Source organism: Martinezella sp. CNPSo 3795 (assembly GCF_057784475.1).
In genome coordinates this window covers 260,889-283,693 of sequence record NZ_JBXSOQ010000001.1, presented here as the reverse complement: position 1 = coordinate 283,693, position 22,805 = coordinate 260,889, and the positions used below count along the sequence as shown (strand labels likewise).

The following is a 22,805-nucleotide window of genomic DNA, read 5'->3' as shown; positions in this document are numbered from 1 at the left end:
CGCAGGGCGGCAGAGGGGGATCCGTCGCATGAGCACCGACCTTGAAGGGCTGTTTGCCGCCTTCAACGCCACGATCGGCCGATCGTCGATGACGGATGCCGAATTCGGAGAGACGTTCCGTCAGATGATGGCGGCGCTGGTGCGGTTCGATTACGTCGTCGTCTTCGCCTATCGCGGCAAGGAGCGGCCGATCGATCTCTACAGCACTTTCGATCCGCAAGAGCATGTCGTCTTCGTCACGCTCTACCAGGCCGGTCCCTATCTGCTGGATCCCTTCTGCCACACGGCGCGCAGCCGCCGCGAAGGCGTGCTCAGGATGCGGGAGCTGGCACCGGATCGCTTCTTTTCCAGCGAGTACTACCGAACCTATTACGTTCAGACCGGCTTGGCCGAGGAAATCGGCTTCTTTGTCAATGCCGACGACGACATTACGATCGTCCTCTCATTGATGCGACGCGAGAGGACCGGGGTTTTTCCGCCTGCGGAGTTTGCGATGCTGAAGAAGGTCGAGCCGCTGGTCGCAAACATGGTGAGATACTATTGGTCCGGCCTCGCCTCGCGCTTCGATGCGCAATTGGCGGCCGGCAGCAGGGGCCGGCGCAGGAAGGGTGAGAACGAGACCCTCCCGCCAGCGGAAGCCGTCTGGCGGGATCTCAATCTGACGAGCCGGGAGACTGCCATCGTCGAGCTCGTTTTACAGGGGCATTCGTCGGAATCGATCGGCCTGAAGCTCAATATCTCGACGGGGACGGTGAAGGTTCACCGCCGCAACGTCTATCGCAAGCTCGGCATTTCATCCCAGACCCAGCTGCTTTCGCTCTATCTCAAGAATCTCGCATAGTTCGGTCGAGACTCTAGCCCGACATCCGCGCACCATTTCCATCTCTCGCAAGCAGCTTCAGCCAGGGACCGCAATGGAAGAAGGTCATGAGCAGATACATCGGCACCATCCCGCCGAGCATCGAGCTGCCCTGTGTGGAACAGATCATGTCGCCGGTTGAACCATAAGCGGATAACACGGTCATCAGGGCGAAGCTCGGCGCGGCGGCCAACGCCAGCAGCCGGCCGGCGATGACGGGCAGGGTAGGGGCGGTGCGGCCGCCCCTCTCACCGATTTCGGACGAGACGGACATCAGTTTGCTCCGTACCGATCGTGGTGCTTCCACCATACGCCGGTCTCGTTGCGTCCGAGCGGGGCGCGGTCCAGCCACTGATACATGCCCCAGAGCCCGTCAAGCCCGCGGGCATAGGAGGAGTAGGTATGATAGATGTCGCCGTCCTGCATGGCGAAGGCGCTGACGCCAGGCCGGTCGCGCGTGTAGGTCGGGACATCCGTCCCCGTCATTGACGCCATCAGTTCGACTGGGCCTTCGCTGCCGCGCAGCTCCCATTGCTGCATCGTCTTGCCCACCTGAGCGTCAGGTATTGGAGGCTCGCGGCGATAATTATATTCGATGCCGCCGTCGCGCTGTTCCTCCGGCGTGAACCAGACATTGAAATCATGGTTGAAATCGCTGTTGGCGGAAGAAGCCCAATCGAAAGCCCAGCCCATGCGCCGCTTGAACTCCTGCAGCTTCGCGAACGGGGCACGGGAGATGGCCGAGAAGGCGACATCGTGATTTTCAAGATGTACGGCGATGCCGTTGAAGCCGTCTGCGATCGATGAGCAGGATGGGCAGCCGGCCGTGTAGTCCGGTCCGAACATGAAGTGATAAACGAGAAGCTGCGAGCGCCCCTTGAAGAGGCCCGAGAGCGGAACGACACCCTGGTCGGTCTCGAGCCGATAGTCCTTTTCCACCTTCACCCATGGCAATTCCTGACGACGGGCGGCGATCTCGTCGCTACGCCGCGTCAGCTCTTTTTCTTGCTCCAGCAGGGAAAGCCGTGCCGAAAGCCATTCCTTGCGCGTTCCGGTCCTATGCGTCGTCATGGTTCATCTCCTCTTTGTGTCAGGTCTGTCCTTGTCGGCGCTGCATCTTGCCAGCCGATATGCGATAACTTACCGCTAGGGGCGTAAGGGGTGGGAGTTACAAGTGTGACGGGATTTCGATGGATTCGTTGATCGTCGCGGCTGCCCAGGCGCTTGCATCAGGCGACGTGCTGGGCGCGCTGAAGCGCGTCGCGCTGCGCGACGACGCCCCGGCGCTGGCACTGCGCGGCATCGCAATGGCGCAGCTGGGCGACCTTGCCCGCGCGAAGGTGTTGCTGAAGAATGCCGCGCGCGCTTTCGGCCCGCGCGAGGCGGTTGCCCGTGCTCGCTGCATCGTGGCCGAAGCCGAGATCGCCCTTGTCTCGCGCGACCTCGGCTGGCCCGAGAAAGCGCTGGAGACGGCACGGGCCGTTCTCGAAAAACATGGCGATCAAATCAACGCCGCCCATGCCCGCAATCTGCAGATACGGCGTCTGCTGCTGGTCGGTCATCTGGACGAGGCCGAACGGCTGCTGGCAAAACTCGATGCGTCGCCGCTGCCGCCCGCTGCAAAGGCAAGCCATGAACTGGCGGCTGCCGGCATCGCCATCCGCCGCCTGCGTATTCAGCCGGCACGCGCCGCTCTGGCGCGCGCCGAGGAAGCGGCCGGCAAAGCGGGAATCCCCGCGCTTATGGTCGAGGTCCGCGATGCGGCGCGCGCGCTCGATGAGCCGGCGGCACGCCTGTTTGCGCAGGGGCGGGAAAAGCTGTTGTCGCTTGACGAAGTCGAGACGCTTCTGGCGTCCGATACCTTGGTTGTCGATGCCTGCCGCAATGTCGTGCGCAGCGGTGGAGACATCATCTCGCTTGCGAGCCGGCCGGTGCTCTTTGCCCTGGCACGCGCGCTGGCCGAGGCGGCACCCGACGATGCGCCGCGGGAGCTGCTGCTTTCCCGGGCATTTCGCGCCCGTCACGCCGATGAATCCCATCGGGCCAGACTGAGGGTTGAGATTGGCAGGCTTCGCGCCGCCCTAGAGCTGCTTGCCGATATCAATGCGACACAGCACGGTTTTGCGCTGACGCCGCGAGGAAAGCGAGATGTCGTGGTGCTGGTGCCGCCTGTGGAAGTCGAGAATGCCTCGCTGCTTGCCCTGCTGTCGGATGGAGAATCCTGGTCGAGTTCGGCGCTATCTATCGCGCTCGCGATAAGTCCGCGCACGGTGCAGCGCGCGCTCGACGCACTTGCCGCGGATGGGATGGTGCAGGGCGTCGGCAACGGCCGGGCTCGCCGCTGGATGATGCCGCCGGTTCTTGACTTCCCGTCAACATTGTTACTCCCGGGACCACTGCCGAGCGACTAAGCTTTTGCATCATCGACACTCAACCAATCCCGACTGGAGGATGCATCCATGAAAAAATCCCGAGCGGAAATCATTCGCGAATACGGCCCCTTCGACAATGCGCCGCGTGTAAACGGCGTCACTTTCGACGGGCAGCACGTCTGGTTCGCCTCTGGCGAAAAGCTGCATGCCCTGAACCCGGAAAGCGGGGAGCAGGTGCGCACGATCGACGTCGCCTCGCACGCTGGCACCGCTTTCGACGGTCACCATCTCTATCAGATCGCCGAGGACAAGATTCATAAGGTCGATCCTGGAACGGGCAATATACTCTCCACCATTCCCGCACCGGGCAATGGCGGTGATTCAGGTCTTGCCTGGAGCGACGGCAGTCTGTGGGTGGGGCAGCATCGCGGCCGCAGGATCTACGAGATAGACCCGGAGACCGGCGCCATCCGCCGAACCATCGAATCCAACCGTATCGTCACAGGCGTGACATGGGTGGATGGCGAGCTATGGCACGGCACCTGGGAGGGCGACGAAAGCGATGTCCGCCGCGTCGATCCGGTGACCGGCGAAGTTTTGGAGCGGCTCGAAATGCCGGAGGGTACCGGCGTTTCGGGGCTGGAGTCCGATGGCAAGGACCGTTTCTATGCCGGTGGTGGCGGCAGCGGCAAAGTGCGAGCAATCCGCCGTCCGCGCTGAGTGGCGGCAACGAAGACATCCTGCGCCTGGAATCGGTCGATCGATCCCAGGCGCTCGGTTTGGCAAGAGTTGACTTACGTCTCCGGCTTAAAAGATCGCATCCCGATCACGACCGGATAGCGCGACTTTGAAGTTCGACGAGCCATAAACGGAGCTCGGGCTAGATCCTGCGATCGCCATCTCACGCATTTTGAACCAACCGCAATGCCATGCGTTTCCAACATGGAAGCCATGCCTTGCCGGCCCCGGCTTTCATTGCCATATTTCACTTACCAACCGCATTTCAATCATTCCAAGTTGCGAGCCGCGCCGATCCTGACGGATGTCGTGAATGGTCAGGCGCGCCAAGGAGAAGTCATGAGTGAGATCACGAAAAGTCTTGGCGAAATGAACTTGCAGGAGCGCGCCGATCTTATGGCGGCCGTCGCGGATGTACTGCAAGCCACCGCCGAAGAGGCCGAGGAGGATGGCGATACGCTTGCCGTCACCAATTCGCTGTTCCTGGCATGTAATCTGCGCGGCTGTTCGTCCGATCTCGGGCTGAATGATCTCAAAGCCGCGGAACTGCTATTGGAGCAGGGGATCACCTTCATCCATCTGCTGAATGGGCGTAAGAAAGGTCGTGGGCTGCTGCATTGACGCAATAAATGGCCGGCCCGGCTGCATCCATCCGATTCAGGACGTACGGATGGATGCTTTGCGCGGTTTGGTTTCCCGTACCATCGGGCCGGCCTTCTCCGGCCGACATGACGACGGTTGGCGCGATCGCCTCAATCTTCCTGAATGGCGCTGTCTTTGGCCGTATCCCGCATGAAGAGATAGACGATGAGCGAAATGCCGATCATCGCGGTCACGTACCAATAGAAACCCTGTTCCCAGCCGCTGCTCTTGAATTTCAACGCCACGAATTCGGCTGTGCCGCCGAAGAGTGTGTTGGCCAGCGCATAGGGCAATGCGACGCCGAGAGCCCGGATATGAGCAGGAAACAGTTCCGCCTTCACGACGGCATTGATCGATGTGTAGCCGGTGACGATGACCAGTGCGCCCATGACGAGCAGCCCGGCGAGGAATGGATCCCTCGTGGTTTCGAGCGCCGAGAAGATCGGATAGGTAAACAGCATACCGCAGAGACCGAAACCGATCATCAGCGGCTTGCGGCCGATCTTGTCGGAGAGGCCACCTGCAATCGGCTGCAGCAGCATGAAAATGAACAGCGTGATTGCGTTTATCTCGCTCGACGTTTCCCGGCTGAACCCCGAGGTGTTGACCAGGAATTTCTGCATGTAGATCGAATAGGCGTAGAAGGCGAGCGTGCCGCCAGCCGTGAGCAGCATGACGAGCGCGGTTTCCTTGGGGTGCCGGGTGATGAGCATCCAGAAGCCGGATTTCTGTGTATCGCTTGCGCGTGCATTCTTGAAGCTTTCGGTTTCTGCCAGGCCGCGGCGCAGCCAGAAGACCACGACTGCAAGCGCTGCTCCCATGAAAAAGGGAATGCGCCATCCCCAGGCATTCAGCGCTTCCGTCGTCATCGCGGCCTGCAACAGGATCAACAGTGCAATGGCAAGAAGCTGACCTGAGATCAGCGTGACATACTGAAAGGACGAGAAGAAACCGCGACGCTGGCGACCGGCCATCTCGGAGAGGTACGTCGCGGAGGCGCCATATTCGCCGCCGACCGACAGGCCTTGCATTAGGCGGGCGAGAACCAGAAGTGCCGGTGCCAGCACGCCGATGGTCTCATATCCCGGCGTCAGCGCGATAATTAGCGACCCCGCACACATCAGCGTCACCGAAAGGGCGAGGCCGGCTTTGCGGCCCTTGCGGTCGGCATAGAGCCCCATGATCCAGGCGCCGATCGGCCGCATGACGAAGCCGACGGCAAAGACAGCTGCCGAATTCAACAGCTGCGCCGTCTGGTCGCCGGCGGGGAAGAAATGCGGTGCGAAATAGAGCGCGAATGCAGCATAGACATACCAGTCGAACCATTCGACCAGATTGCCGGTGGAACCGCCGATGATCGATTTCAGACGTTGACGCCGCGCGGCTCCTTCGGTCGCCGCCGTCGTCGTGATGGTATCTTCTAATGTATTCAGCATTGTTCCTCTCCTCCCGTTCTCACTTCGGATCGTCGTTACGCGGCGATGGCGCAGCAAACGACAGGTTTGTCAGGAGAGCCCTATGCATTTGGGCGGCTGGCGGTCGGCCATTTAAGGCGCCATCGGCAATACCGTAGCTCGACCCCAGTAGCCAACTGTTCTGCGTATTGAAGGTCCACTCTCCCAGTGATCCTATTGATAAGTGGGGAAAACGCGAGGTGCGAGATTTTAGGAGAGGTCAGGATATTCTATTGATATAATTCACTTTTCCTCGGACGTACTGCCGATTGCGGGGATATGATGCGCAAGATTTTGCATGACTATTTCGGGGTTTGTGCAATATTCTGCACATATGAGGGGATCAAGTCTGAAGCGAATTGTGCTGTTGGTGGTGGCCAGTTTGGCCGCTGCCGCGGCCATTTGGTGTTCGGCCCTTTTGCTTGCGCGTCAGGATGCGCTGAGGCGGCTGGATGCGGAGGCGAACGGGCTCGCGGTCCAGCACATTCGCCTGCTTGACAGTGAGCTCGCGCGGTTTCGGCTTCTTCCAATCGTGCTTGGCGAATATCGTGATCTTGGCGAGGCGCTCGCTAGCCCCACGACGGACGCTGCCCGGCGGCTTGATGAAAAGCTTGGTTTCCTGGCGCGGGAAACCGGCGCCTATATCATCTATCTCGTCGATCAGAAGGGGCTTGTCATTTCCGCATCGAATGCGGGGACCGAAGATAGTTTCGTTGGCAAGAACTTCAGCTTCCGCCCCTATTTTTCCGAGGCGCTGAAAGACGGCACGGCGGAATATTACGGCGCTGGAGCGATCAGCGGCCGGCCAGGTCTGTTTCTGGCCCGCAGGGTCGGCGATGCTGCCGCTCCGGTCGGAGTCGTCGTAGTCAAATTCGAGTTCGATGCGGTATCGCGAATCTGGGCGAACGATCCCGGAAAAACGTTTGTCGTTGACGAACATCAGATCATCCTTGCCGCATCCGAGCCGTCACAGGTGCTGACGACGCTTGCACCTCTATCGTCCGAAGTCCGGGTTGGCATCGCCGCAAGCGGCCAATATCGCGACGCCGCCCTTGGGCAGGGAAATTATCTCGCCGAGGATGCCGGTCGCATACGCGGTCCACGAGGTCGGATCATGATCGCTGCCGAGCAGCCGGTGGGCGGGACACATTTGCGTCTCCTGCATCTTCTCGACACCCGCGCGGCGCTGCAGGAGGCACAGGCGCGCGCCTGGCTGCTGGCTTTACCCGTCATCGTCGGTTTGGCCGTCGTTGTTGCTGCGATCTGGTGGCGGATGACCCGGGCGGCCAGGGCAGCGGCTGATCGGCGAGCGCTTGAGGAGGCCGTCGCCGCACGCACGGCCGAGCTGCACGAGGAGATGGCTGAACGTGCGCGCGCCGAGGACCGATATCGCGATGCTAGGGAGGAACTTGCCCAGGCGAACCGGCTTGCTTCTGTCGGTTCGATCACGGCGGGGTTGATGCATGAAATAAACCAGCCTGTCGCGACCATCCGCACCCTTGCCGAGAATGCGCGCCACCATCTCGCGGCCAATCGTCTCGATCGCGTTGGCGCCAATCTCGCTGCCGCGGTCGAGGTGACGGCGCGTATCGGGACGATTACGCAGGAGATGCGACGGTTTTCGCGCAGGGGGCGGCGCGCAGCAGCAGCGGAACCGCTCGATACCATCATCGCGGGCGCCTTGCTGCTGGTGGGGAATCGATTTCGCAAAGCCGGCGTGCGGCTGGATCTGCCGGCGAAAGGGCTGCCGCATGTGCTTGCCGAGCGGGTGCGGCTGGAGCAGGTTATCGTCAATCTGCTGCAGAACGCTATCGATGCAGTTGCCGGTCTCGAGGATCCGCATGTTGCGCTGCTCGTGGACGCGGCCGGAAAGGATATGGTGAAACTGACCGTCGCCGATAATGGCCCCGGCATCGATCCGGCCTTGGCCAAGGAAATATTCCGTCCGTTCGTTACCGGCAAGCCCGATGGGCTTGGTCTCGGGTTAGGGATTGCGCAGGACATCATGAACGATCTCGGAGGATCGTTGACCACCGGCCCTTCGCCGCTTGGTGGCGCGGCTTTCATAATGACGATGAGGCGGGCATGACCCTGGAAGCGTCGCAGAAAGTTCTTCTGGTCGAGGACGATGGTCCCTTCAATGCAGCGCTTACCGATTCCTTCGTCATAGCGGGCTTCGACGTGGAGACGCATGGTGATGGGCAATCTGCGTTGGCAAGTCTTGCAACCGCATTGCCCGGTGTGATCGTCAGCGATATCCGCCTGCCGCGCATCGATGGGCACGATTTGCTGGAAGCCGTGCTTGCGCGCGATCCGGATTTGCCCGTTATCCTGATGACCGGCCACGGCGATATCGCCATGGCGGTCGGCGCGCTGAAACAGGGCGCCTACGATTTCATTGCCAAGCCCTTTGCCACCGATCACCTGATCGCATCCGTGCGCCGGGCGCTGGAAACGCGCCGCCTGGTGCTGGAAAACCGGCGTTTGCGACAAGCAGCCGCAGAGGCGGAGGACGCAGCGCCGCTTCTCGGCCAGACGGCGGTCATGGCACGGTTGCGCGAGACGATCCGCCAGGTTGCAAATGCCGACGTGGATGTCCTGATCGAAGGCGAAACGGGGACCGGCAAGGAACTCGTGGCTCGGCTCATCCACCGCTGGAGCAGGCGGCGCGCCCGCAGCTTCGTCTCGGTCGATTGTGCCTCCCTGCCGGACGCGATCGCCGACGAGGTCCTGTTCGGAAACCGCGCCCGGCGCGGACGTATTGCCGAGGCAGATCGCGGCACGCTGTTTCTCGACGAGATCGATAGCATGTCCCCTATGCTGCAGGGACGGCTTCTGCGCGTTGCCGAGGAACGCGAGCTGCCTTCGGTGAGCGGCGAGTCGACCCCTGTCGATCTTCGCATTGTCGCTGCGACGAAGAACGCTCCGCATGGCTCGGTGGCTGAAAACCGCGTTCGCGCCGATCTGCTCTATCGGTTGGAAACCGTGCGGATCCGTATTCCGCCCCTGCGGGAGCGCCGGGCTGATATCGGACTGTTGTTCAGCGCCTTCCTCGACGAGGCCGCCCGCCTGCACGGCGTGCCGCGTCCGCCCATCGATGCCGCGATGGAGGCGCGATTTCTAACCGACGACTGGCTGGGCAATGTCCGGGAGCTGCGCAATTATGCGACCCAAGTGGCGCTTGGCCTTGCCTCCGCTCGCAGCCAACCTTCCGTGGAGCTCGGCCTCTCCGATCAGATGGATCACTTCGAGGCAAACATTCTGCGGGCCACGCTGGAGAGATATGAGGGGGATATTTCCGAGGTTGCGCAGGCGCTCAAACTGCCGCGCCGAAGTCTCTATGCCCGTCTGCAACGCCACGGCATCAATCCATCGGCCTACCGTAAGTGAGATCAGTCGCAAGTCGAGAGTGAGAGGGCGAGTATAGTTTACTTCCTCAACTTGATGGCGTGATGCGTATTGAGTGTAATTTTCTCCATATCTGTATAGATGTGCGATGTATAAAATAGATTAACGATGTATTAATCATAATTATTCTGCGTAAAATAGAGAATAATTAATACATGTTGAGATATTGTGGCTCGCCTGCATGATGCAGCAGTTAAATTAGAGAGCTATGATATGCTTGATTTGCCTAAATTGATGCAGCTATTACTATTTGCAGCCGTTATATTGTTATTTTTCCGCTGGGTCGTCGAGGACATGAACAGGTAGCCGCTTTCGGCGCCTGAAGAACCAGCATCGCGCGATTTGCTTCTTCAGTTCACCGTTTCCCTGTCGTCCCGGCAAGACCGCTTGCGTCTCTGTTCGGCAAACTGACGGGGATTGAACAATAGCGCCCGGGGTTTCCGGACGCCATTGAGGCGCATCGTATGATTGTCATGGTACAGACGCAGATCGCTCTTACCAGCTTCAGGCCATACGGTATCGCGTGCATGAACCCGCATGGTTCAGTGGGCACCTGCGCCGCCGCCGGCTTGCGGACGCTTGGTGAACAGCATGGTGATCGCTGCGATGGCAAGCACCACGCCGATGACGGCGAAGGTGTCGCTGAAGCCCATGATCAGCGCCTGTCTCTTGATGATCTGGCCGAGGGCGATGATCGCCTTCTGCTGGGCTGCCTGATGGTCCGAAACTCCATGCGACAGGAAGTAGCCGGTTATCTGGTTGATCCGCTCGCGAACCTCGTCACGGGCAAGGGTTACGGATTGGCCGATGATGTTGGAGTGGAACTGCTCGCGTTTGGTCAGGATGGTCCCAAGCGAGGCAGTGCCCACGGCGCCGCCGAGATTGCGCAGCATGTTCGTCAGGCCCGAGGCCGCGGCGGCGTCCGCCGGAGCAATTCCTGCTGTCGTGATCGCGGTGACGGGCGTGATGACGAAGGCCTGGCCGATAGCGCGAACGATGTTCGGAATGAAGAACTGGTCTCCGGCATTATCGGCGGAAAGCGTGACGTTCATGAAGCAGCTAAGCGCAAAGACCGCAATGCCGAAGAAGGCAAGCCAGCGCACATCCACCCGCTTCATCATCAGCGGAACAAGGGGGATCAACAGCAGCTGCGGCAAGCCCGTCCAGGCAAGGACGTTGCCGATCTGCTCGGCATTGTACTTCTGCACCTGGCCGAGATATTGCGGCAGGATGTAGACCGTCCCGAACAGCGCGACACCGACGAGAATATTGGCAAGCACGCCCAGCCCGAAATTCCTTTGCTTCAGCAGCCGCAATTTCACCAGCGGCTTCGAAACCTTCAATTCGATGATAATGAAGAGTGTCAGGAACACGGCCGCGACGATGCTGAGCCTGACGATGAAGGGCGAGGAGAACCAGTCGTCCTTGTTGCCTTCTTCAAGCACGGTTTGCAGGGCGGAGAGGCCGATCGCCATCGTCACAATGCCGGCCCAGTCGCCTTCGCGTAGCAGCTTCAGCTGCATGGGCCGTTTGTCCAGCGTCAGGGCAAGTGCCACGACCATGATGGCGCTGGGGCCGGCATTGATGAAGAAAATCGTCTGCCAGCCGTAATTCTCGGTCAGATAGCCGCCGATCGTAGGGCCGATAGCCGGAGCGAAGGTGACGGACAGCGCGAAGATCGCCAGCCCCAAGGGCTGCTGCGGCTTAGGAAGCTTTGTCAGCACCATGGTGAAAGCCATCGGGATCAGCACGCCGCCGGCAAATCCCTGCAGGCCGCGAAGTACGATCATCGTTCCGAGATCGTGGGCAAAGGCGCAGGAGAGAGATAACAGCGGAAACAGAACCGAGTTCACCAGGATATAACGGCGAAACGAAAAGACGCTGCTGAGATAGGCGGTGAGCGGAATGACGACGATCTCGCCGATCAGATAGGAGGTCGAGATCCAGGCGCCATTATCAACTCCGGTGCCGATGCCCCCCTCGATATCAAGGAGGGACGCATTGGTGATCTGGATGTTCAGGATCGCCATGAACGCGCCGATCATGCCGGCCAGCACTGCGATCCACTCTCTTGTCGATGCGCGCGGCTCTGCCGCTGCGGCCGGCATCACGCGGCCATCCATTGTGATGGTGGACATTGTGGGGCTCCCGCCGTCAGTTCCGCTGTGCGGCGTCTGCTTTGGTGTTGATACTCGGCTCGACGGACATTCCCGGGCGAAGTTCACCGCTATTCATGGTCTGCGGGTCAAGCGCAATCCTGACCGGAATTCGCTGAACGACCTTGGTGAAGTTGCCGGTCGCATTGTCCGGCGGCAGCAGGGCGAATTCCTGTCCGCTTGCCGGCGCAAGGCTGTCGACATGACCATGGAAGACCTTGCCGGGGAACATGTCGACTTCGATATCGACAGGTTGGCCGGCATGGACGTTCGTCAGCTGCGTCTCCTTGTAATTGGCGACGACATAGGCCTGGTCGGTCGGCACGAGCGACATCAGCTGCGTTCCCGCCTGGACATATTGGCCGATGCGCAGCGTACGGTTGCCGACGGTGCCGTCGACGGGAGCCGTGATGGTCGTATAGGAAAGGTTCAGCTCGGCCTGGTGCTGGACGGCCTGACTTTTCTGCAGGGCGGCAGTTGCCTGTGCGATCTGGGCTTTCAGAAGTGCAACCTGTTTGACGGCACCTTCCAGCGTTGCGGTATCCCTGACGATGGAAGCCTGCGCCGCGGCGATCTGCGATGCGGCCTGCTGCGCGGTCTGCACGGCCGCATAACCGTTGGAGGCGAGGCTGGCGTAGCGCTTGTTGTTCTGCTCTGCGAAGGTTTCGTTGGCCTTGTCCACATCCAGCGTTGCCCGGGCTGCGGCGATCGTCGACTGCTGAATATCCAGCGAGGCCTGCTCGGCCTCTATGGTCGCCAGAGCCGCGGCGACATCGGCCCTTGCCTGGTCGAGTGCGGCCCGGAAGTCACGGTCGTCAATGCGGGCGAGCGGCTGGCCGGCCTTTACTGTCTCATGGTCCTTGACCAGCACTTCCGCCAGATAGCCTGAGATCTTCGGGGCGATCGAGCTGTTGTCGGCCTGGACATAGGCGTCGTCGGTCGACACCTCGAAACGGCCGTTCTGCCAATAGTCGTGCCCGTAATAGCCCACGGCGGCGATAATGGCGATCGCGCCCACGCCATACATCAGCCGGCGCGGCGTCTTGCTGCGCTTTGCTGCAGCATTGCCGCCCGCCTGGCCCTGCGGTACCTCCGGGCGAGGCTCGGCTGTTATGCCTTCCTTGGCTTTCGCCTCAACAGTCCCCTGGGCCTCACTGGAAGCGCCTTCGGACGTTACGATATGCAGATTGTTAGCCATGTACTTGCTCCTGACAACGGTCGCTGCCGGGCAGGGGTAGCGGCCAAGTTCATTTTAGAAACTTGCTGTTTTCCAAAATAAGCGCTATAAAATCCAAGTCAACTGGATTTTGGAAAATATCTATGGTCCTAAATCAAAAAGCCACGAAACGACCACGAGGACGGCCGCAAGTCCGCTGTGATGACGACACCAAGGCGATCGTGCTTTCGTCTGCGCGCAAGCGTTTTCTGGAGGCGGGCTATGCCGCTGCATGCGTCAACGACATCGCGCAGGATGCGGGAGTATCGACCAAAACAGTCTATCGGCTGTTCGAAAGCAAGGGCGAGATCTTCAATGCCGTGATTACGGATCGCATCGCGCGCTTCAACGTCGAGGTGGATCAGGGCTTGCTCAGGCACACGGATCTGCATCATGGGCTGGAACAGATCCTGATTGCCTACGGCCGTCTGGCACTGGACCCGGAAACCATCGCGATCAATCGTCTGGCCGTAGCGGAGGCTGATCGCTTTCCCGAAATCGCGGCCTCCTTCTACGAACGGGCGATCAGGGCCTCGACCGTGGTTTTCGAGGTATGGCTGCGCAGCCAGCACGATAAGGGAGCGATTAGAATTGCCAATATCCCCCTCGCAGCCGGCTTCCTCAGGGGCATGATGACCATGGAGCCGCAGCGGGCTGTCATGCTGGGCCAGCGCGAGGCTCCTGACGACGAGGAAATAAGAACTCGCGCAACCGAATGTGCGGCGATCTTCCTGCAGGGCTGCATTTCCGGCTCGGCTTGAGCCGGAAATGGAAGGGCGAATGGTGTCCGCGCAATTGCGGGCAGCCTTCGGACCGGTCAAGGCGCAATGGTGAAACTGTAGCTCCCGTTGGTCTTGTGGCCGTCCGTGGAGAGCGCATGCCATTCGACCGTGTACTTGCCGGCCGGCAATTTGTCGGTCAAGGGCACCATCAGCGTGGTGCCGCTGTTCATCAGCATGCCTTCTCCGGTCTTTACGCTCGCCTTGTCGGGGCCGGTGACCTTGACGCTGCTGAATTTCAGATTGAGGCCTTCCGAGAAAGTCAGGTCGAGTTCGGATGGTGCGGCCTTGACTGTGCCGTCGGCTGCCGGAACGGCCGACTTCAGATGGGCGTGTGCCATGGCCTGGCCGGCAAAGGCGATGCTGATGACGCCGGCAGCGAGGAGCAATTTCTTGATCGGGGGCATTTGGTTTCCTCATCCTGTTGATGATCCGAAGAAGGTCTGCGGATCGTATGATGGCGATCGCTCGATCGCCGATATCCGTTACGGGCAGAGCCGGACGGAATTTCCATTTCCCAGTGGTGCTTACGCGCCACGGAATTAATCCTGCCGCAGCAGATTTCGGATCTTCTGCAGCGCGACATCGTTGTTTTCCTGATAGGCGATGGTGCCTCTGAGATTGCCGCCGGCATCGACGAGCAGCACGGAGGCGGTATGATCCATGGTATATCCACCGTCTGGGCTCGGTACCTTCTTGGCATAGATGCGCCAGCCCTTGATGGCCTTCTGCATTTCGGTGGGATCACCCGTGATCCCGGTGATGCGGTCGGTAAAATTGCCCGTGTAGCTGTGCATGATCTCCGGCGTGTCGCGCTCCGGGTCGACGGTAAAGAAATAAGCTTTCAATCCATCGGCCTGCGGTCCGAGCGTCTTGAACCAGCCCGCCATGTCGTAAAGCGTTGTCGGGCAAACGTCGGGGCAATGCGTGTAGCCGAAATAGACGAGCGAGGGATGGCCCGACAGGGCCTTTTCGGTGATGGGCTCGCCGCGATCGTCCGTGAGCGTGAAGGCTGCGCCGGGCCCGCCCGTGGCCTGCACCCGGGGCAGCACGAGGAACGTTGCGTAGCCGATCGCGCCCCCACCGGCGACAAGCATAAGGGCGACGGTGGCTGCAACGAAACGTCGTCTATTTGACATGGGACGTCTCCTTGTTCGCCGCTATCGATCCGACCGGGAAATCGACGTCGACAGAGCCGGCTTTTTCGAATTTGAGCGTTGCTTTCACCGTCTGGCCCTGAAGGAAGGGCTCGGCAACCTTCATGAACATGAGATGATAGCCGCCGGGTTTGAGTTCGACGGTCTGGCCGGCCGGTATCGGCAGGCCGCCGGCAAGCTCGCGCATGATCATGACGTCGTTGTCCATCTTCATCTCGTGAATCTGGACTGTCGCGGCGCGCGGTGAACTCGCAGCCACCAGCCGGTCGTCGGTGCCGCCCGTATTCGTGATGGTCATATAACCGCCACCGACGGGAGCTCCCGGCACCATGGCGCGAGCATAGGGCGCGGAAATGGTGAGGTTGCCGATTTTGACATCCTCGGCAAAGACGAGGGAGGAAGACAGGAATGCCAGCCCGAAAGCGGCAAGGGCAAAAATCTGTTTCAGCATGATCGATATCCTTGATCCGGAAAAGAAGTGGGCAGGCGAAGCCTTTGGGCTCCGCCCGATCTCGTCAGGAAAAGAAACGCCGGAGCGGCGGCACGAAACGAACCACGAACTGGTCGAGGAGCAGCATCGCGACGATGGCGGCTCCCGTCAGCGGGAAGGCCACCCCGAAGACAATGGCGATGAGCCAGAGGCCGACATAGACGGACTTCTGCGGCGGCATCGGCGGCACGCCGAGACGGCCCGATGGCCTTCGCTTCCACCACATGGTGGCAGCCGTCACGCAGCAAAGAATGATGGCGAGACAAGTGGCCAGCATCAGGAGCTGGTTGAAAAGCCCCCATTCCTGTCCCTGATGGAGGTTGATGCCCCATTCGATCGCCTTGCCGAGCGCCGGATACTGGTCATAGGAAATGTCGACGAGCGGCTTGCCGGAATATTGATCGATGTGGACCGTTCGCTCCTCGCCGAGGTCGCCGAAATAGTGACTTGCGGTATAGACGCCGGTCGGATCTGATGGGATCGCAAGATCGGAGCCTGCAACCATGCCTAGGCCATGCATGATGTGGACCGCTTTGTTCAGGCCGATCGGCCTTGCAGATTGCGCTGCGGCGATATCAGAGAGCGGAACGGGCGCATTCTCAACCACCCAGCCGGCGCGGCTGACAATATCCTGTGTGACTTTCGTCGATTTCGGCACCTCGTCCCACACGGCTGCCGGCGTGCCGAGATTGTTTGCAGTCAGCCAGGCGTTGACGTTGGCGCCCCAGTAACCGGACCACGGCATGCCACTGAAGGCCAGGAAGAAGATCAGGATGCCGGCAAAGGCCCCCGTCACGGCATGCAGGTCGCGCCAGAAGACGCGCCGGGACGGATTGCCGCGAACCGTGAGCACGCCGCCGCTCTGCTGTCGCGGCCACCAAAGATAGATGCCGGTCACCACGAGGATGAGGGCAAAGCCCGCGACGATCTCGATGAGGCGATTGGTCCATGTCCCGAAATATTCGAGGCTGTGGATACGCTTAACGACCCAGCCGAATTCCTGTTTCGAGCCGACCGCTCCCAGAATGCTGCCGTCATAAGGGTTGACGTAGACGATGGTTGATTGGCCGTCCTTGGATACCGTTACCCAGGCCGAGCGGTTCGGTGCCGACGCTTCGTGATAGGAGGTTGCGCGGGTGCCGGGAAAGGCTGCGAGCGCCGCATCGGCGATTTGCTGTGGCTGTAGCATCGTGCCGGTCTCGGCAACAAGGTAGCGATGCGAATAGAAAGTGTCGGCAATCTGATCCTTGAACAGATAGAGCGAACCGGTGATCGCCAGATTGAGCATGAAGGGAATGACGAGAAGGCCAGCAAAAAAATGCCAGCGCCAGATCGCACGATAGAGCGACATATTATGGTGTGCTGCGGCTGCAGGCTCTGCAGCGGTAAGGGCAGACATGAAATCCTCCGAAGATCGGTAGGCTGCCATGATCGATCTGGGGAGGGGCGGCGATGGTTCGCCATTTGAGGTGAGCTTGCTTCACTTAAGCAGCCGGACCAATCGGCCCCGCCTTCTTCGGCAAAGTACAGTCAGGAACACCAATCCTCAGATTTTACGACCAAGGGGTCGCGATGCGGCAGCGTTGACGGCGGGCGTCACGGCGAGGCCGCAGCGCCGGTTCAGCCAACGATGTCGAGGAGGGGAGGCGCTCTCGGTCCTGTATTCGGCGGATAAAGCTGGCGGTGAAAAGCCTCCGATCTTGCGATGACGGTTTCTCCGCGCGGTGAGGCAAGGCACTCGCAAATGTCGGTCGGAGGCGTGGGCAGCATCGCAGCGGACGCGATCCGGCATGCCTCGCATCCAGGCGCATAGGCTTTCCCATGCACCTTGCCGTCGGCATCCTTGTAGGTGACGCAGAGGATGGGCAGCGATCCGTCCGGAAGCCTGTACTGGGCAAGCTCGATTGGGGATACTTCGTCCGCTATTGCCACGATCGGCTGATGGGCGAAGCTGACAAGCAACAATGCAACGGCGCAAAGAATGCGCGTGCTCCACTGTCCTATACGCGAAATTGTCTTCCGCATTCTTGTCCCCACCACCGCATTCGCGGATAAGGTTTCACTCATAGGGCAGGCCTATCACAAGCGCAATGCGTCAATTCGTGCCGTGATCCTGCCGCACTGCCGATCGATGAGAAGCATATAAACTATTTTTAGAGATCGCATGGTATCTCGTAAGGACTTCGACCATGCCGCCACAGCTCATCCATTGCGGCGCGTAGCGAAGACTGGGAATAGCCATGGAAATCGAAACACATTTGATCTCGCTAATACGTGTCCTCGGCCAGGTGGCGATCATTGTCTATGCCTATTCCTGGGTCATCCGTATCGTCGAGCGCGGCGCTTTGAAATCCGTGGCCGTCGGGCTGCTGTTCGGGCTGGTCGGCATCCTGTCCATGGGCGATCCCATCCAATGGATGCCAGGTGTGATCCAGGATGGCCGGTCGATCCTCCTTGTTCTTACGCCGATCTATGGTGGCCTTCTAGGAACCATTGTCGCTGCGGTGATGATGGCCCTGTTTCGGTTCATGGTGGGCGGCATGGGCGCCGTGGTCGGCGTTGCCGGCATCGTGATTGTTGCGGCCGTGGGCTATGTGCTCAGTCTGCTGCCGCGACAATGGACTGGCACGGGATGGAGGCGATCGGCCCTGTTCGGTCTGGCGACCTGCTCATCCATTGTGGTTGTCTTCCTTTTGCCGTGGGCGGTTGCGCACGCCCTGCTCCTCTCGGCGACACTTCCGGTGACGATCGTCAATATCCTCGGCGTCATGCTGCTGTCAGACCTGCTGCAGCGGGAGCAATATCGCATCGGCATACAGCGTGCGTTGGAGAATGAAGCGAGCCTCGACCCACTCACAAGGCTGCCCAACCGCCGCGTGCTGCAGCGCGAAGGCGATCGATGCAGCAAAGAAGCGGGTACGCGGCGCATCCCTTTCTCGATTATCATGCTCGATATCGATCATTTCAAGAAGATCAACGACAGCTGGGGCCATTCCTTCGGCGACACCGTTCTGGCTCGGCTGGCCGATGTTATCAGGCAAACCGTGCGCAAGACCGATATTGCGGCCCGCTATGGCGGCGAGGAGATCGTCGTGTTGCTGCCGAACACGGATATGAGGGCTGCGGCTGCCGTCGCGGAGAAAATTCGCAAGGACATCGAGGGCACAAGCCTGATGTTTGAGCAGGAAGCCGTCCATGTCACCGTTAGCATCGGTATTGCTTGTTCCCTTGAGCCGACGACGGATTTCAAGCATGTGCTCGAGGCTGCCGATAAGGCACTCTATCGAGCGAAGGCGAGTGGAAGAAATCGGGTTGAACTGGCAGAGGCCGCATAGGTCGGCTGTCATTCTTCGGCGATGAGCACGTCGTGCTTTCCCGCATTTCCCGGCAACTCGCATGCGCGAGGATCTGCTGCAGGAAGCATCCCGGCAGGCAATGCATGATTTCGTCGCGCTCGATCCCTCGGAGCGATCGCGGGAAAAACGCGATGTGGTTCAGTTCAAGCGGTGGCGGAACATCCAGGCGGCAACCGGCATCGTCGCGGCGGCGATGGCGACGAGTGCCAGCATATCCGGAAACAGCGCGTCGATGCCGGCACCTTCGAGATAGACGCCGCGCGTGATGCTGATCGCGTATTTCAGCGGATTGATCATCGTCGCATATTGCAGGACTTCCGGCATGTTGTCGGTCGGCGACATCAGACCGGAGAGCAGCATGAACGGCATCAGGAAGACGAAGCAGAGGATCATCGCCTGCTGCATGTTGGCGGCAATCGACGATAGGAATAGCCCGAAGCCGATGGCCGCGGCAAGGAAGAGGCTGAGCCCGAGATAAAGCGTCAGGAACGAACCGGCAAACGGGATACGGAACCAGAACAAGGCCACCAGCAGGATCGTCGATGCCTGGGTAATGCCGACGATCATCGAGGGAACGGCCTTGCCGATCATGATTTCGGTCGGCGTGAACGGTGCGACAAGCAATTGATCGAAGGTGCCTTCCTCGCGTTCGCGCGCAACGGACATGGCCGTCAGCATCATCGTCATCAGCATGGTGATGGTCCCGATGAGCGAGGGGACCATGCTCCATCGCGTTTCCAGTTGCGGGTTATACCATGCCCGCGTCGTGACCCTCATGCTGCCGTTGGAATTCCCCTTTTGTGCCAGCCAGTCGGAGGTGAAGTCGCTGACGATCGTGTTGGCATAGCCTTGCGCAATGCCGCTGGTGTTGGAATTCCTGCCATCCGCGACGACCTGCACCGTGCCTGAGGTGCCGGCTTCCAATTGCCGTTCGAAATCGCGCTCGATGACGATGATGAGTACGGCTTGCTTGGTATCGAGCAAGCGGATGGCCTGGCCGGTCTGCGTCAGTGTCGCTACCCTTTCGAAAATGCCTGATCCCTCGAGCTTTGCGACGAGGTTTCTCGATGTCGTCGTCCTGTCCTGGTCGACGAGCGCATAGGGAACATGATTGAGATCGTAGGTGGCGGCGTAACCGAAGATCAGGCATTGCAGGATCGGCGGCACGACAAGGCTTGCCCGGCTTCTCGGGTCCTTCAGGATAACGAGAAGCTCTTTGCGGATCAGGGTCAGGATGCGCAGAAGCGATGCGATCAACATGGCTATGCGATCCTCTTGCGGGTCATGCGCACGGCAAGGGCCAAAAGCGCTGTCGCCATGCCGGCAAGCACTGCGGCATTGGGCAGGATGACGCTCCAGATATTGCCGGCGAGAAACAGGGTTTGCAGCAGGGTAACGAAATATCGGCCGGGGAAGATGTAGGTGATGATCTGTACGGCCCAAGGCATGCTCCTCGGATCGAACATGAAGCCGGAAAGCATCATGGCTGGCAGGAAGGTCACGAGAACGGTGACCTGGCTGGCAATGAACTGGCTCTTCGTGATCGAGGATATGGCAAGGCCGAGTCCCAGCGCGACGAGAAGATAGAGCATGGATACGACGGTCAGGACCAGCAACGATCCGCGAAGCGGCACGCCAAAGAGAAGCCGGCTGCCGACGACGCAGAGCGCAAGGCCCGCAAGCCCCAGAAGAAAATAGGGGACGGTCTTGCCGAGCAGGATCTCCGTCGAGCGCACCGGCGTTACGAACAGCGCTTCAAAGGTGCCGCGCTCCCATTCCCGCGCCATGACGAGGGCGGTCAGCAGCGCGCCGATCAGCGTCATAACGAGGACGACGAGACCAGGGACGAGGAAATAGCTGCTGTCGTTGGCCTCGTTGAACCACAGGCGGGATTCGATCGTGACGCCGCTGCCGCCGGCCGTCCCTTTGCGCGAGGTTTCCTTGGCGGCCCAGACGCCAACGGCCGCTTCGGCATAGCTCAGCGAGATGCGCGCCGTATTGGCATCGCTGCCGTTGACGACGGCCTGAACCTCGCCACTGCCTTGAGCAACCTTCCGCGAGAAATCCGAGGGAATGCGCAGGATCGCCTGAACTTCGGAGGACAGAAGCATCTTTTCCGCCTCGGCCATCGTCTTGACGCGCTTCGGGGAGAAATAGCTGGAGAGTTCGAAGGAGGAGGCGAGGCCGCGCGCCTCGGCTGAATTTTCTTCCATGACGATCGCGACGGGAACGTTCTTGACGTCGAGATTGATGCCGTATCCGAACAAGATCAGCAGGGCCACGGGCATGACGATACCGATCGCAATGCTGCTCGGATCGCGCAGGAGCTGCCAGGTTTCCTTGCGGATGAGGGCGCGAATGCGGCGCAAGGCTGCGCGCAATCCTTGGCCGGAGCTGTCTTTGGACTGGTTCATGCCGCCTTCTCCATTTTCCTATGGCGCTCCTTCTCGACGATCGCAATAAAGGCCTCCTCCATCGTCGCTGCCGCCTCGCCGTGCGCTCCCGCGCGGGCCCGGATTTCGACCGGTGTTCCCTCGGCCAGGTTTTTGCCGGCATCGAGAATGATGATCCGGTCGCAATATTCGGCCTCTTCCATGAAATGGGTCGTCACGATGATGGTGACGCCCTGTTCGGAGAGGGCAGTGATCCGTCCCCAGAATTGCCGGCGTGCCAGCGGATCGGCGCCGCTGGTCGCTTCGTCCAGGAAGAGAATATCGGGCTCGTGCAGCAGCGCGGCGGCCAACGCCAGTCGTTGCTTGAATCCGCCTGGCAACTGTCCGCTCGGCAGCTTTGAGAACTGGTCGAGTTCGAACTGGCTCTTCAGGGCGACGATCCTGTCCTTTCTGCGCCGGCCACGTAAGCCATAGGCGCTCGCGAAGAATTCCAGATTTTCGTCGACGCTGAGCTGGCCGTAGAGCGAGAATTTCTGCGCGACATAACCCAGCTTTTCTCGTGCCTTCGCACCTGCCGTCAGCAGATTGGAGCCGGCGACCATCAAGGTGCCGCCAGTGGCCGGAAGCAAGCCGCAGAGCATCCGGAACGTCGTGCTCTTTCCTGCGCCATTCGGACCGAGGAGGCCGTAGACCTCACCTTTGCGGACGCTGAAGCTCACATGGTCGACGGCCGTGAAGTCCCCGAATTTGCGGAGGAGGTCGCGCACCTGCACGACCGTTTCATCGCCGTTGCGACGGTCGGACGGCTGGCCGGTGTGCGTCTGGCGCTCGGCGTCGCCGACGACGGCGGAAAACAGCATCATGAAGGCGTCTTCGAACCGGGGCGCGACGCTTTCGGTCTCGAGCTCAGTCTCATCCAGCCGCAGCGGTTCGTGCGTCTGCTCCGGCTTGCGCACGATCCGGACGCGCCCGGCCTCCGGCACGGCATCGACGATACCGGGCTGTGCGAAGAGGCGGGCCTGCAGGGACCGGGCTGGCATGTCATCGGGGGTGCTGACCATGAAGCAGCAGCCATCGGCCTTTGCCGTAATCTCCGCCGGCGGCCCCTGATCGAGGATCTTTCCCGCATGCATGAGCACGGCATGTTCGCAGCGTTCGGCCTCATCGAGATAGGAAGTTGCCACGATCACCGAGAGCCCGTCCTCCTTGACAAGCTTGAAGACGATCTCCCAGAGCTCGCGCCGCGATAAGGGATCGACGCCGACCGTGGGTTCGTCGAGCAGCAGCAGTTCGGGCGCCCGCACCAGCGTGCAGGCAAGGCCGAGCTTCTGTTTCATGCCGCCGGATAATTTTCCCGCCGGCCGCTCCTTGAAGCGACCGAGCTGCGTCATTTCGAAGAGGCGCGGATAGGTCTCGTCACGCTGGGATTGCGTCACGCCATGCAGATCGGCGTAAAGGTTGAGGTTCTCCTGAACGCTCAGGTCTTCATAGAGGCCGAACTTCTGCGGCATATAGCCGATCCGGTCCTGAACGCGCTGCGGTTCCCTAGCAATATCGACGCCGATCACCTGCAGGCTGCCGTCATCCGGCGTGATGAGGCCGCATGCCAGGCGCAGCAATGTCGTCTTGCCGGCGCCATCGGGGCCGACAAGGGCGGTCAGCGCTCCCTTGCGGACGTCGAGGGAGACATCGGCAAGCGCCTCCACCACCTCGCCGGTATCGCGGCGAAAGGTCTTGCGGACATTCCTTGCTGTGACCGAGAGATCTCCGTCGCTCATGGCATTC

21 protein-coding genes are annotated in these 22,805 nt (G+C 60.4%); 8 read left to right on the top strand and 13 right to left on the bottom strand.

Annotated features, from left to right (window positions below; translation table 11 throughout):
- The first annotated feature begins 28 nt into the window (after positions 1-28).
- The gene (locus tag AC13QY_RS01390) at positions 29-841 is read left to right on the top strand and encodes a helix-turn-helix transcriptional regulator (protein ID WP_488492684.1); all 813 of its coding nucleotides are present in this window, start codon (positions 29-31) and stop codon (positions 839-841) included.
- A 13-nt stretch (positions 842-854) separates the two neighbouring features.
- Here the strand turns inward: AC13QY_RS01390 and AC13QY_RS01385 are convergent, their stop codons facing one another.
- Both AC13QY_RS01385 and AC13QY_RS01380 read right to left on the bottom strand, forming a co-directional pair.
- Positions 855-1,133, bottom strand: coding sequence for a hypothetical protein (locus AC13QY_RS01385; RefSeq protein ID WP_113389446.1), 279 nt, complete (start codon positions 1,131-1,133; stop codon positions 855-857).
- On the bottom strand, positions 1,133-1,930 hold the full coding sequence (locus AC13QY_RS01380) for a DUF899 domain-containing protein (protein ID WP_488492683.1): 798 nt from the start codon (positions 1,928-1,930) through the stop codon (positions 1,133-1,135). Before AC13QY_RS01380 ends, AC13QY_RS01385 begins: the two co-directional genes overlap by 1 nt.
- A 119-nt stretch (positions 1,931-2,049) precedes the next feature.
- Here AC13QY_RS01380 and AC13QY_RS01375 point away from each other — a divergent pair, with 119 nt between their 5' ends.
- The 3 genes from AC13QY_RS01375 to AC13QY_RS01365 all read left to right on the top strand — a co-directional run bounded on the left by AC13QY_RS01375 (position 2,050) and on the right by AC13QY_RS01365 (position 4,590).
- The gene (locus AC13QY_RS01375; protein WP_152093097.1) at positions 2,050-3,270 is read left to right on the top strand and encodes a helix-turn-helix domain-containing protein; all 1,221 of its coding nucleotides are present in this window, start codon (positions 2,050-2,052) and stop codon (positions 3,268-3,270) included.
- Between the two features lie 48 nt (positions 3,271-3,318).
- The gene (locus tag AC13QY_RS01370; RefSeq protein WP_488492682.1) at positions 3,319-3,951 is read left to right on the top strand and encodes a Vgb family protein; all 633 of its coding nucleotides are present in this window, start codon (positions 3,319-3,321) and stop codon (positions 3,949-3,951) included.
- A gap of 357 nt (positions 3,952-4,308) precedes the next feature.
- Positions 4,309-4,590, top strand: coding sequence for a hypothetical protein (locus tag AC13QY_RS01365; RefSeq protein ID WP_145319188.1), 282 nt, complete (start codon positions 4,309-4,311; stop codon positions 4,588-4,590).
- A gap of 131 nt (positions 4,591-4,721) precedes the next feature.
- Here AC13QY_RS01365 and AC13QY_RS01360 read toward each other — a convergent pair whose 3' ends face one another.
- Positions 4,722-6,047, bottom strand: a complete 1,326-nt coding sequence (locus AC13QY_RS01360; protein WP_113350739.1) for an MFS transporter — start codon at positions 6,045-6,047, stop codon at positions 4,722-4,724.
- A gap of 391 nt (positions 6,048-6,438) precedes the next feature.
- On the opposite strand from AC13QY_RS01360, the gene AC13QY_RS01355 reads away from it, so the two are divergent.
- Positions 6,439-8,154, top strand: coding sequence for a sensor histidine kinase (locus tag AC13QY_RS01355; RefSeq protein WP_488492747.1), 1,716 nt, complete (start codon positions 6,439-6,441; stop codon positions 8,152-8,154).
- Positions 8,151-9,455, top strand: coding sequence for a sigma-54-dependent transcriptional regulator (locus AC13QY_RS01350; RefSeq protein ID WP_488492681.1), 1,305 nt, complete (start codon positions 8,151-8,153; stop codon positions 9,453-9,455). Before AC13QY_RS01355 ends, AC13QY_RS01350 begins: the two co-directional genes overlap by 4 nt.
- Before the next feature lie 560 nt (positions 9,456-10,015).
- On the opposite strand, the gene AC13QY_RS01345 is transcribed toward AC13QY_RS01350, so the two are convergent.
- Both AC13QY_RS01345 and AC13QY_RS01340 read right to left on the bottom strand, forming a co-directional pair.
- Positions 10,016-11,611, bottom strand: coding sequence for a DHA2 family efflux MFS transporter permease subunit (locus AC13QY_RS01345; RefSeq protein ID WP_488492680.1), 1,596 nt, complete (start codon positions 11,609-11,611; stop codon positions 10,016-10,018).
- 16 nt (positions 11,612-11,627) lie between these two features.
- Entirely contained in the window at positions 11,628-12,827 is a 1,200-nt protein-coding gene (locus AC13QY_RS01340; protein ID WP_488492679.1) for an HlyD family secretion protein, read from the bottom strand.
- A 122-nt stretch (positions 12,828-12,949) separates the two neighbouring features.
- Between AC13QY_RS01340 and AC13QY_RS01335 the strand changes: the two genes are divergently transcribed.
- Positions 12,950-13,606, top strand: a complete 657-nt coding sequence (locus AC13QY_RS01335; protein WP_113329471.1) for a TetR/AcrR family transcriptional regulator — start codon at positions 12,950-12,952, stop codon at positions 13,604-13,606.
- A gap of 56 nt (positions 13,607-13,662) precedes the next feature.
- Here the strand turns inward: AC13QY_RS01335 and copC are convergent, their stop codons facing one another.
- The 5 genes from copC to AC13QY_RS01310 all read right to left on the bottom strand — a co-directional run bounded on the left by copC (position 13,663) and on the right by AC13QY_RS01310 (position 17,296).
- Positions 13,663-14,031 (bottom strand): copper homeostasis periplasmic binding protein CopC, encoded by a 369-nt coding sequence (gene copC, locus AC13QY_RS01330; RefSeq protein WP_488492678.1) that lies wholly within the window; start codon positions 14,029-14,031, stop codon positions 13,663-13,665.
- Between the two features lie 135 nt (positions 14,032-14,166).
- On the bottom strand, positions 14,167-14,763 hold the full coding sequence (locus AC13QY_RS01325) for an SCO family protein (RefSeq protein WP_488492677.1): 597 nt from the start codon (positions 14,761-14,763) through the stop codon (positions 14,167-14,169).
- Positions 14,753-15,232 (bottom strand): copper chaperone PCu(A)C, encoded by a 480-nt coding sequence (locus tag AC13QY_RS01320; RefSeq protein WP_488492676.1) that lies wholly within the window; start codon positions 15,230-15,232, stop codon positions 14,753-14,755. Before AC13QY_RS01320 ends, AC13QY_RS01325 begins: the two co-directional genes overlap by 11 nt.
- 64 nt (positions 15,233-15,296) lie before the next feature.
- Positions 15,297-16,670 carry a PepSY-associated TM helix domain-containing protein gene (locus AC13QY_RS01315; protein ID WP_488492675.1) on the bottom strand — a complete coding sequence of 458 codons (1,374 nt, stop codon included), beginning with the start codon at positions 16,668-16,670 and terminating at the stop codon, positions 15,297-15,299.
- 221 nt (positions 16,671-16,891) lie between these two features.
- Positions 16,892-17,296: a hypothetical protein gene (locus AC13QY_RS01310; protein ID WP_488492674.1), complete on the bottom strand. Its 405-nt coding sequence runs from the start codon at positions 17,294-17,296 to the stop codon at positions 16,892-16,894.
- 215 nt (positions 17,297-17,511) lie between these two features.
- On the opposite strand from AC13QY_RS01310, the gene AC13QY_RS01305 reads away from it, so the two are divergent.
- Positions 17,512-18,606, top strand: a complete 1,095-nt coding sequence (locus AC13QY_RS01305) for a GGDEF domain-containing protein (RefSeq protein ID WP_488492673.1) — start codon at positions 17,512-17,514, stop codon at positions 18,604-18,606.
- 159 nt (positions 18,607-18,765) lie between these two features.
- On the opposite strand, the gene AC13QY_RS01300 is transcribed toward AC13QY_RS01305, so the two are convergent.
- The 3 genes from AC13QY_RS01300 to AC13QY_RS01290 are packed head-to-tail and all read right to left on the bottom strand — an operon-like array spanning position 18,766 to position 22,798.
- On the bottom strand, positions 18,766-19,887 hold the full coding sequence (locus AC13QY_RS01300) for an ABC transporter permease (protein WP_152093090.1): 1,122 nt from the start codon (positions 19,885-19,887) through the stop codon (positions 18,766-18,768).
- A 2-nt stretch (positions 19,888-19,889) separates the two neighbouring features.
- Positions 19,890-21,041 carry an ABC transporter permease gene (locus AC13QY_RS01295; RefSeq protein ID WP_152093089.1) on the bottom strand — a complete coding sequence of 384 codons (1,152 nt, stop codon included), beginning with the start codon at positions 21,039-21,041 and terminating at the stop codon, positions 19,890-19,892.
- A complete protein-coding gene (locus AC13QY_RS01290; RefSeq protein ID WP_488492672.1) occupies positions 21,038-22,798 on the bottom strand; it encodes an ATP-binding cassette domain-containing protein in 1,761 nt (586 codons plus the stop codon). Before AC13QY_RS01290 ends, AC13QY_RS01295 begins: the two co-directional genes overlap by 4 nt.
- Positions 22,799-22,805 lie beyond the last annotated feature (7 nt).

Excerpts from the sequence above, each read along its gene's own strand:
- AC13QY_RS01365 (WP_145319188.1), top strand. The coding sequence starts at position 4,309 with ATGAGTGAGATCACGAAAAGTCTTGGCGAAATGAACTTGCAGGAGCGC.
- AC13QY_RS01360 (WP_113350739.1), bottom strand. The coding sequence starts at position 6,047 with ATGCTGAATACATTAGAAGATACCATCACGACGACGGCGGCGACCGAA.
- AC13QY_RS01390 (WP_488492684.1), top strand. The coding sequence starts at position 29 with ATGAGCACCGACCTTGAAGGGCTGTTTGCCGCCTTCAACGCCACGATC.
- copC (WP_488492678.1), bottom strand. The coding sequence starts at position 14,031 with ATGCCCCCGATCAAGAAATTGCTCCTCGCTGCCGGCGTCATCAGCATC.
- AC13QY_RS01300 (WP_152093090.1), bottom strand. The coding sequence starts at position 19,887 with ATGTTGATCGCATCGCTTCTGCGCATCCTGACCCTGATCCGCAAAGAG.
- AC13QY_RS01310 (WP_488492674.1), bottom strand. The coding sequence starts at position 17,296 with ATGCGGAAGACAATTTCGCGTATAGGACAGTGGAGCACGCGCATTCTT.
- AC13QY_RS01340 (WP_488492679.1), bottom strand. The coding sequence starts at position 12,827 with ATGGCTAACAATCTGCATATCGTAACGTCCGAAGGCGCTTCCAGTGAG.
- AC13QY_RS01315 (WP_488492675.1), bottom strand. The coding sequence starts at position 16,670 with ATGTCTGCCCTTACCGCTGCAGAGCCTGCAGCCGCAGCACACCATAAT.
- AC13QY_RS01370 (WP_488492682.1), top strand. The coding sequence starts at position 3,319 with ATGAAAAAATCCCGAGCGGAAATCATTCGCGAATACGGCCCCTTCGAC.
- AC13QY_RS01295 (WP_152093089.1), bottom strand. The coding sequence starts at position 21,041 with ATGAACCAGTCCAAAGACAGCTCCGGCCAAGGATTGCGCGCAGCCTTG.
- AC13QY_RS01380 (WP_488492683.1), bottom strand. The coding sequence starts at position 1,930 with ATGACGACGCATAGGACCGGAACGCGCAAGGAATGGCTTTCGGCACGG.
- AC13QY_RS01335 (WP_113329471.1), top strand. The coding sequence starts at position 12,950 with ATGGTCCTAAATCAAAAAGCCACGAAACGACCACGAGGACGGCCGCAA.
- AC13QY_RS01320 (WP_488492676.1), bottom strand. The coding sequence starts at position 15,232 with ATGCTGAAACAGATTTTTGCCCTTGCCGCTTTCGGGCTGGCATTCCTG.
- AC13QY_RS01305 (WP_488492673.1), top strand. The coding sequence starts at position 17,512 with ATGGAAATCGAAACACATTTGATCTCGCTAATACGTGTCCTCGGCCAG.
- AC13QY_RS01385 (WP_113389446.1), bottom strand. The coding sequence starts at position 1,133 with ATGTCCGTCTCGTCCGAAATCGGTGAGAGGGGCGGCCGCACCGCCCCT.
- AC13QY_RS01350 (WP_488492681.1), top strand. The coding sequence starts at position 8,151 with ATGACCCTGGAAGCGTCGCAGAAAGTTCTTCTGGTCGAGGACGATGGT.
- AC13QY_RS01375 (WP_152093097.1), top strand. The coding sequence starts at position 2,050 with ATGGATTCGTTGATCGTCGCGGCTGCCCAGGCGCTTGCATCAGGCGAC.
- AC13QY_RS01345 (WP_488492680.1), bottom strand. The coding sequence starts at position 11,611 with ATGTCCACCATCACAATGGATGGCCGCGTGATGCCGGCCGCAGCGGCA.
- AC13QY_RS01290 (WP_488492672.1), bottom strand. The coding sequence starts at position 22,798 with ATGAGCGACGGAGATCTCTCGGTCACAGCAAGGAATGTCCGCAAGACC.
- AC13QY_RS01325 (WP_488492677.1), bottom strand. The coding sequence starts at position 14,763 with ATGTCAAATAGACGACGTTTCGTTGCAGCCACCGTCGCCCTTATGCTT.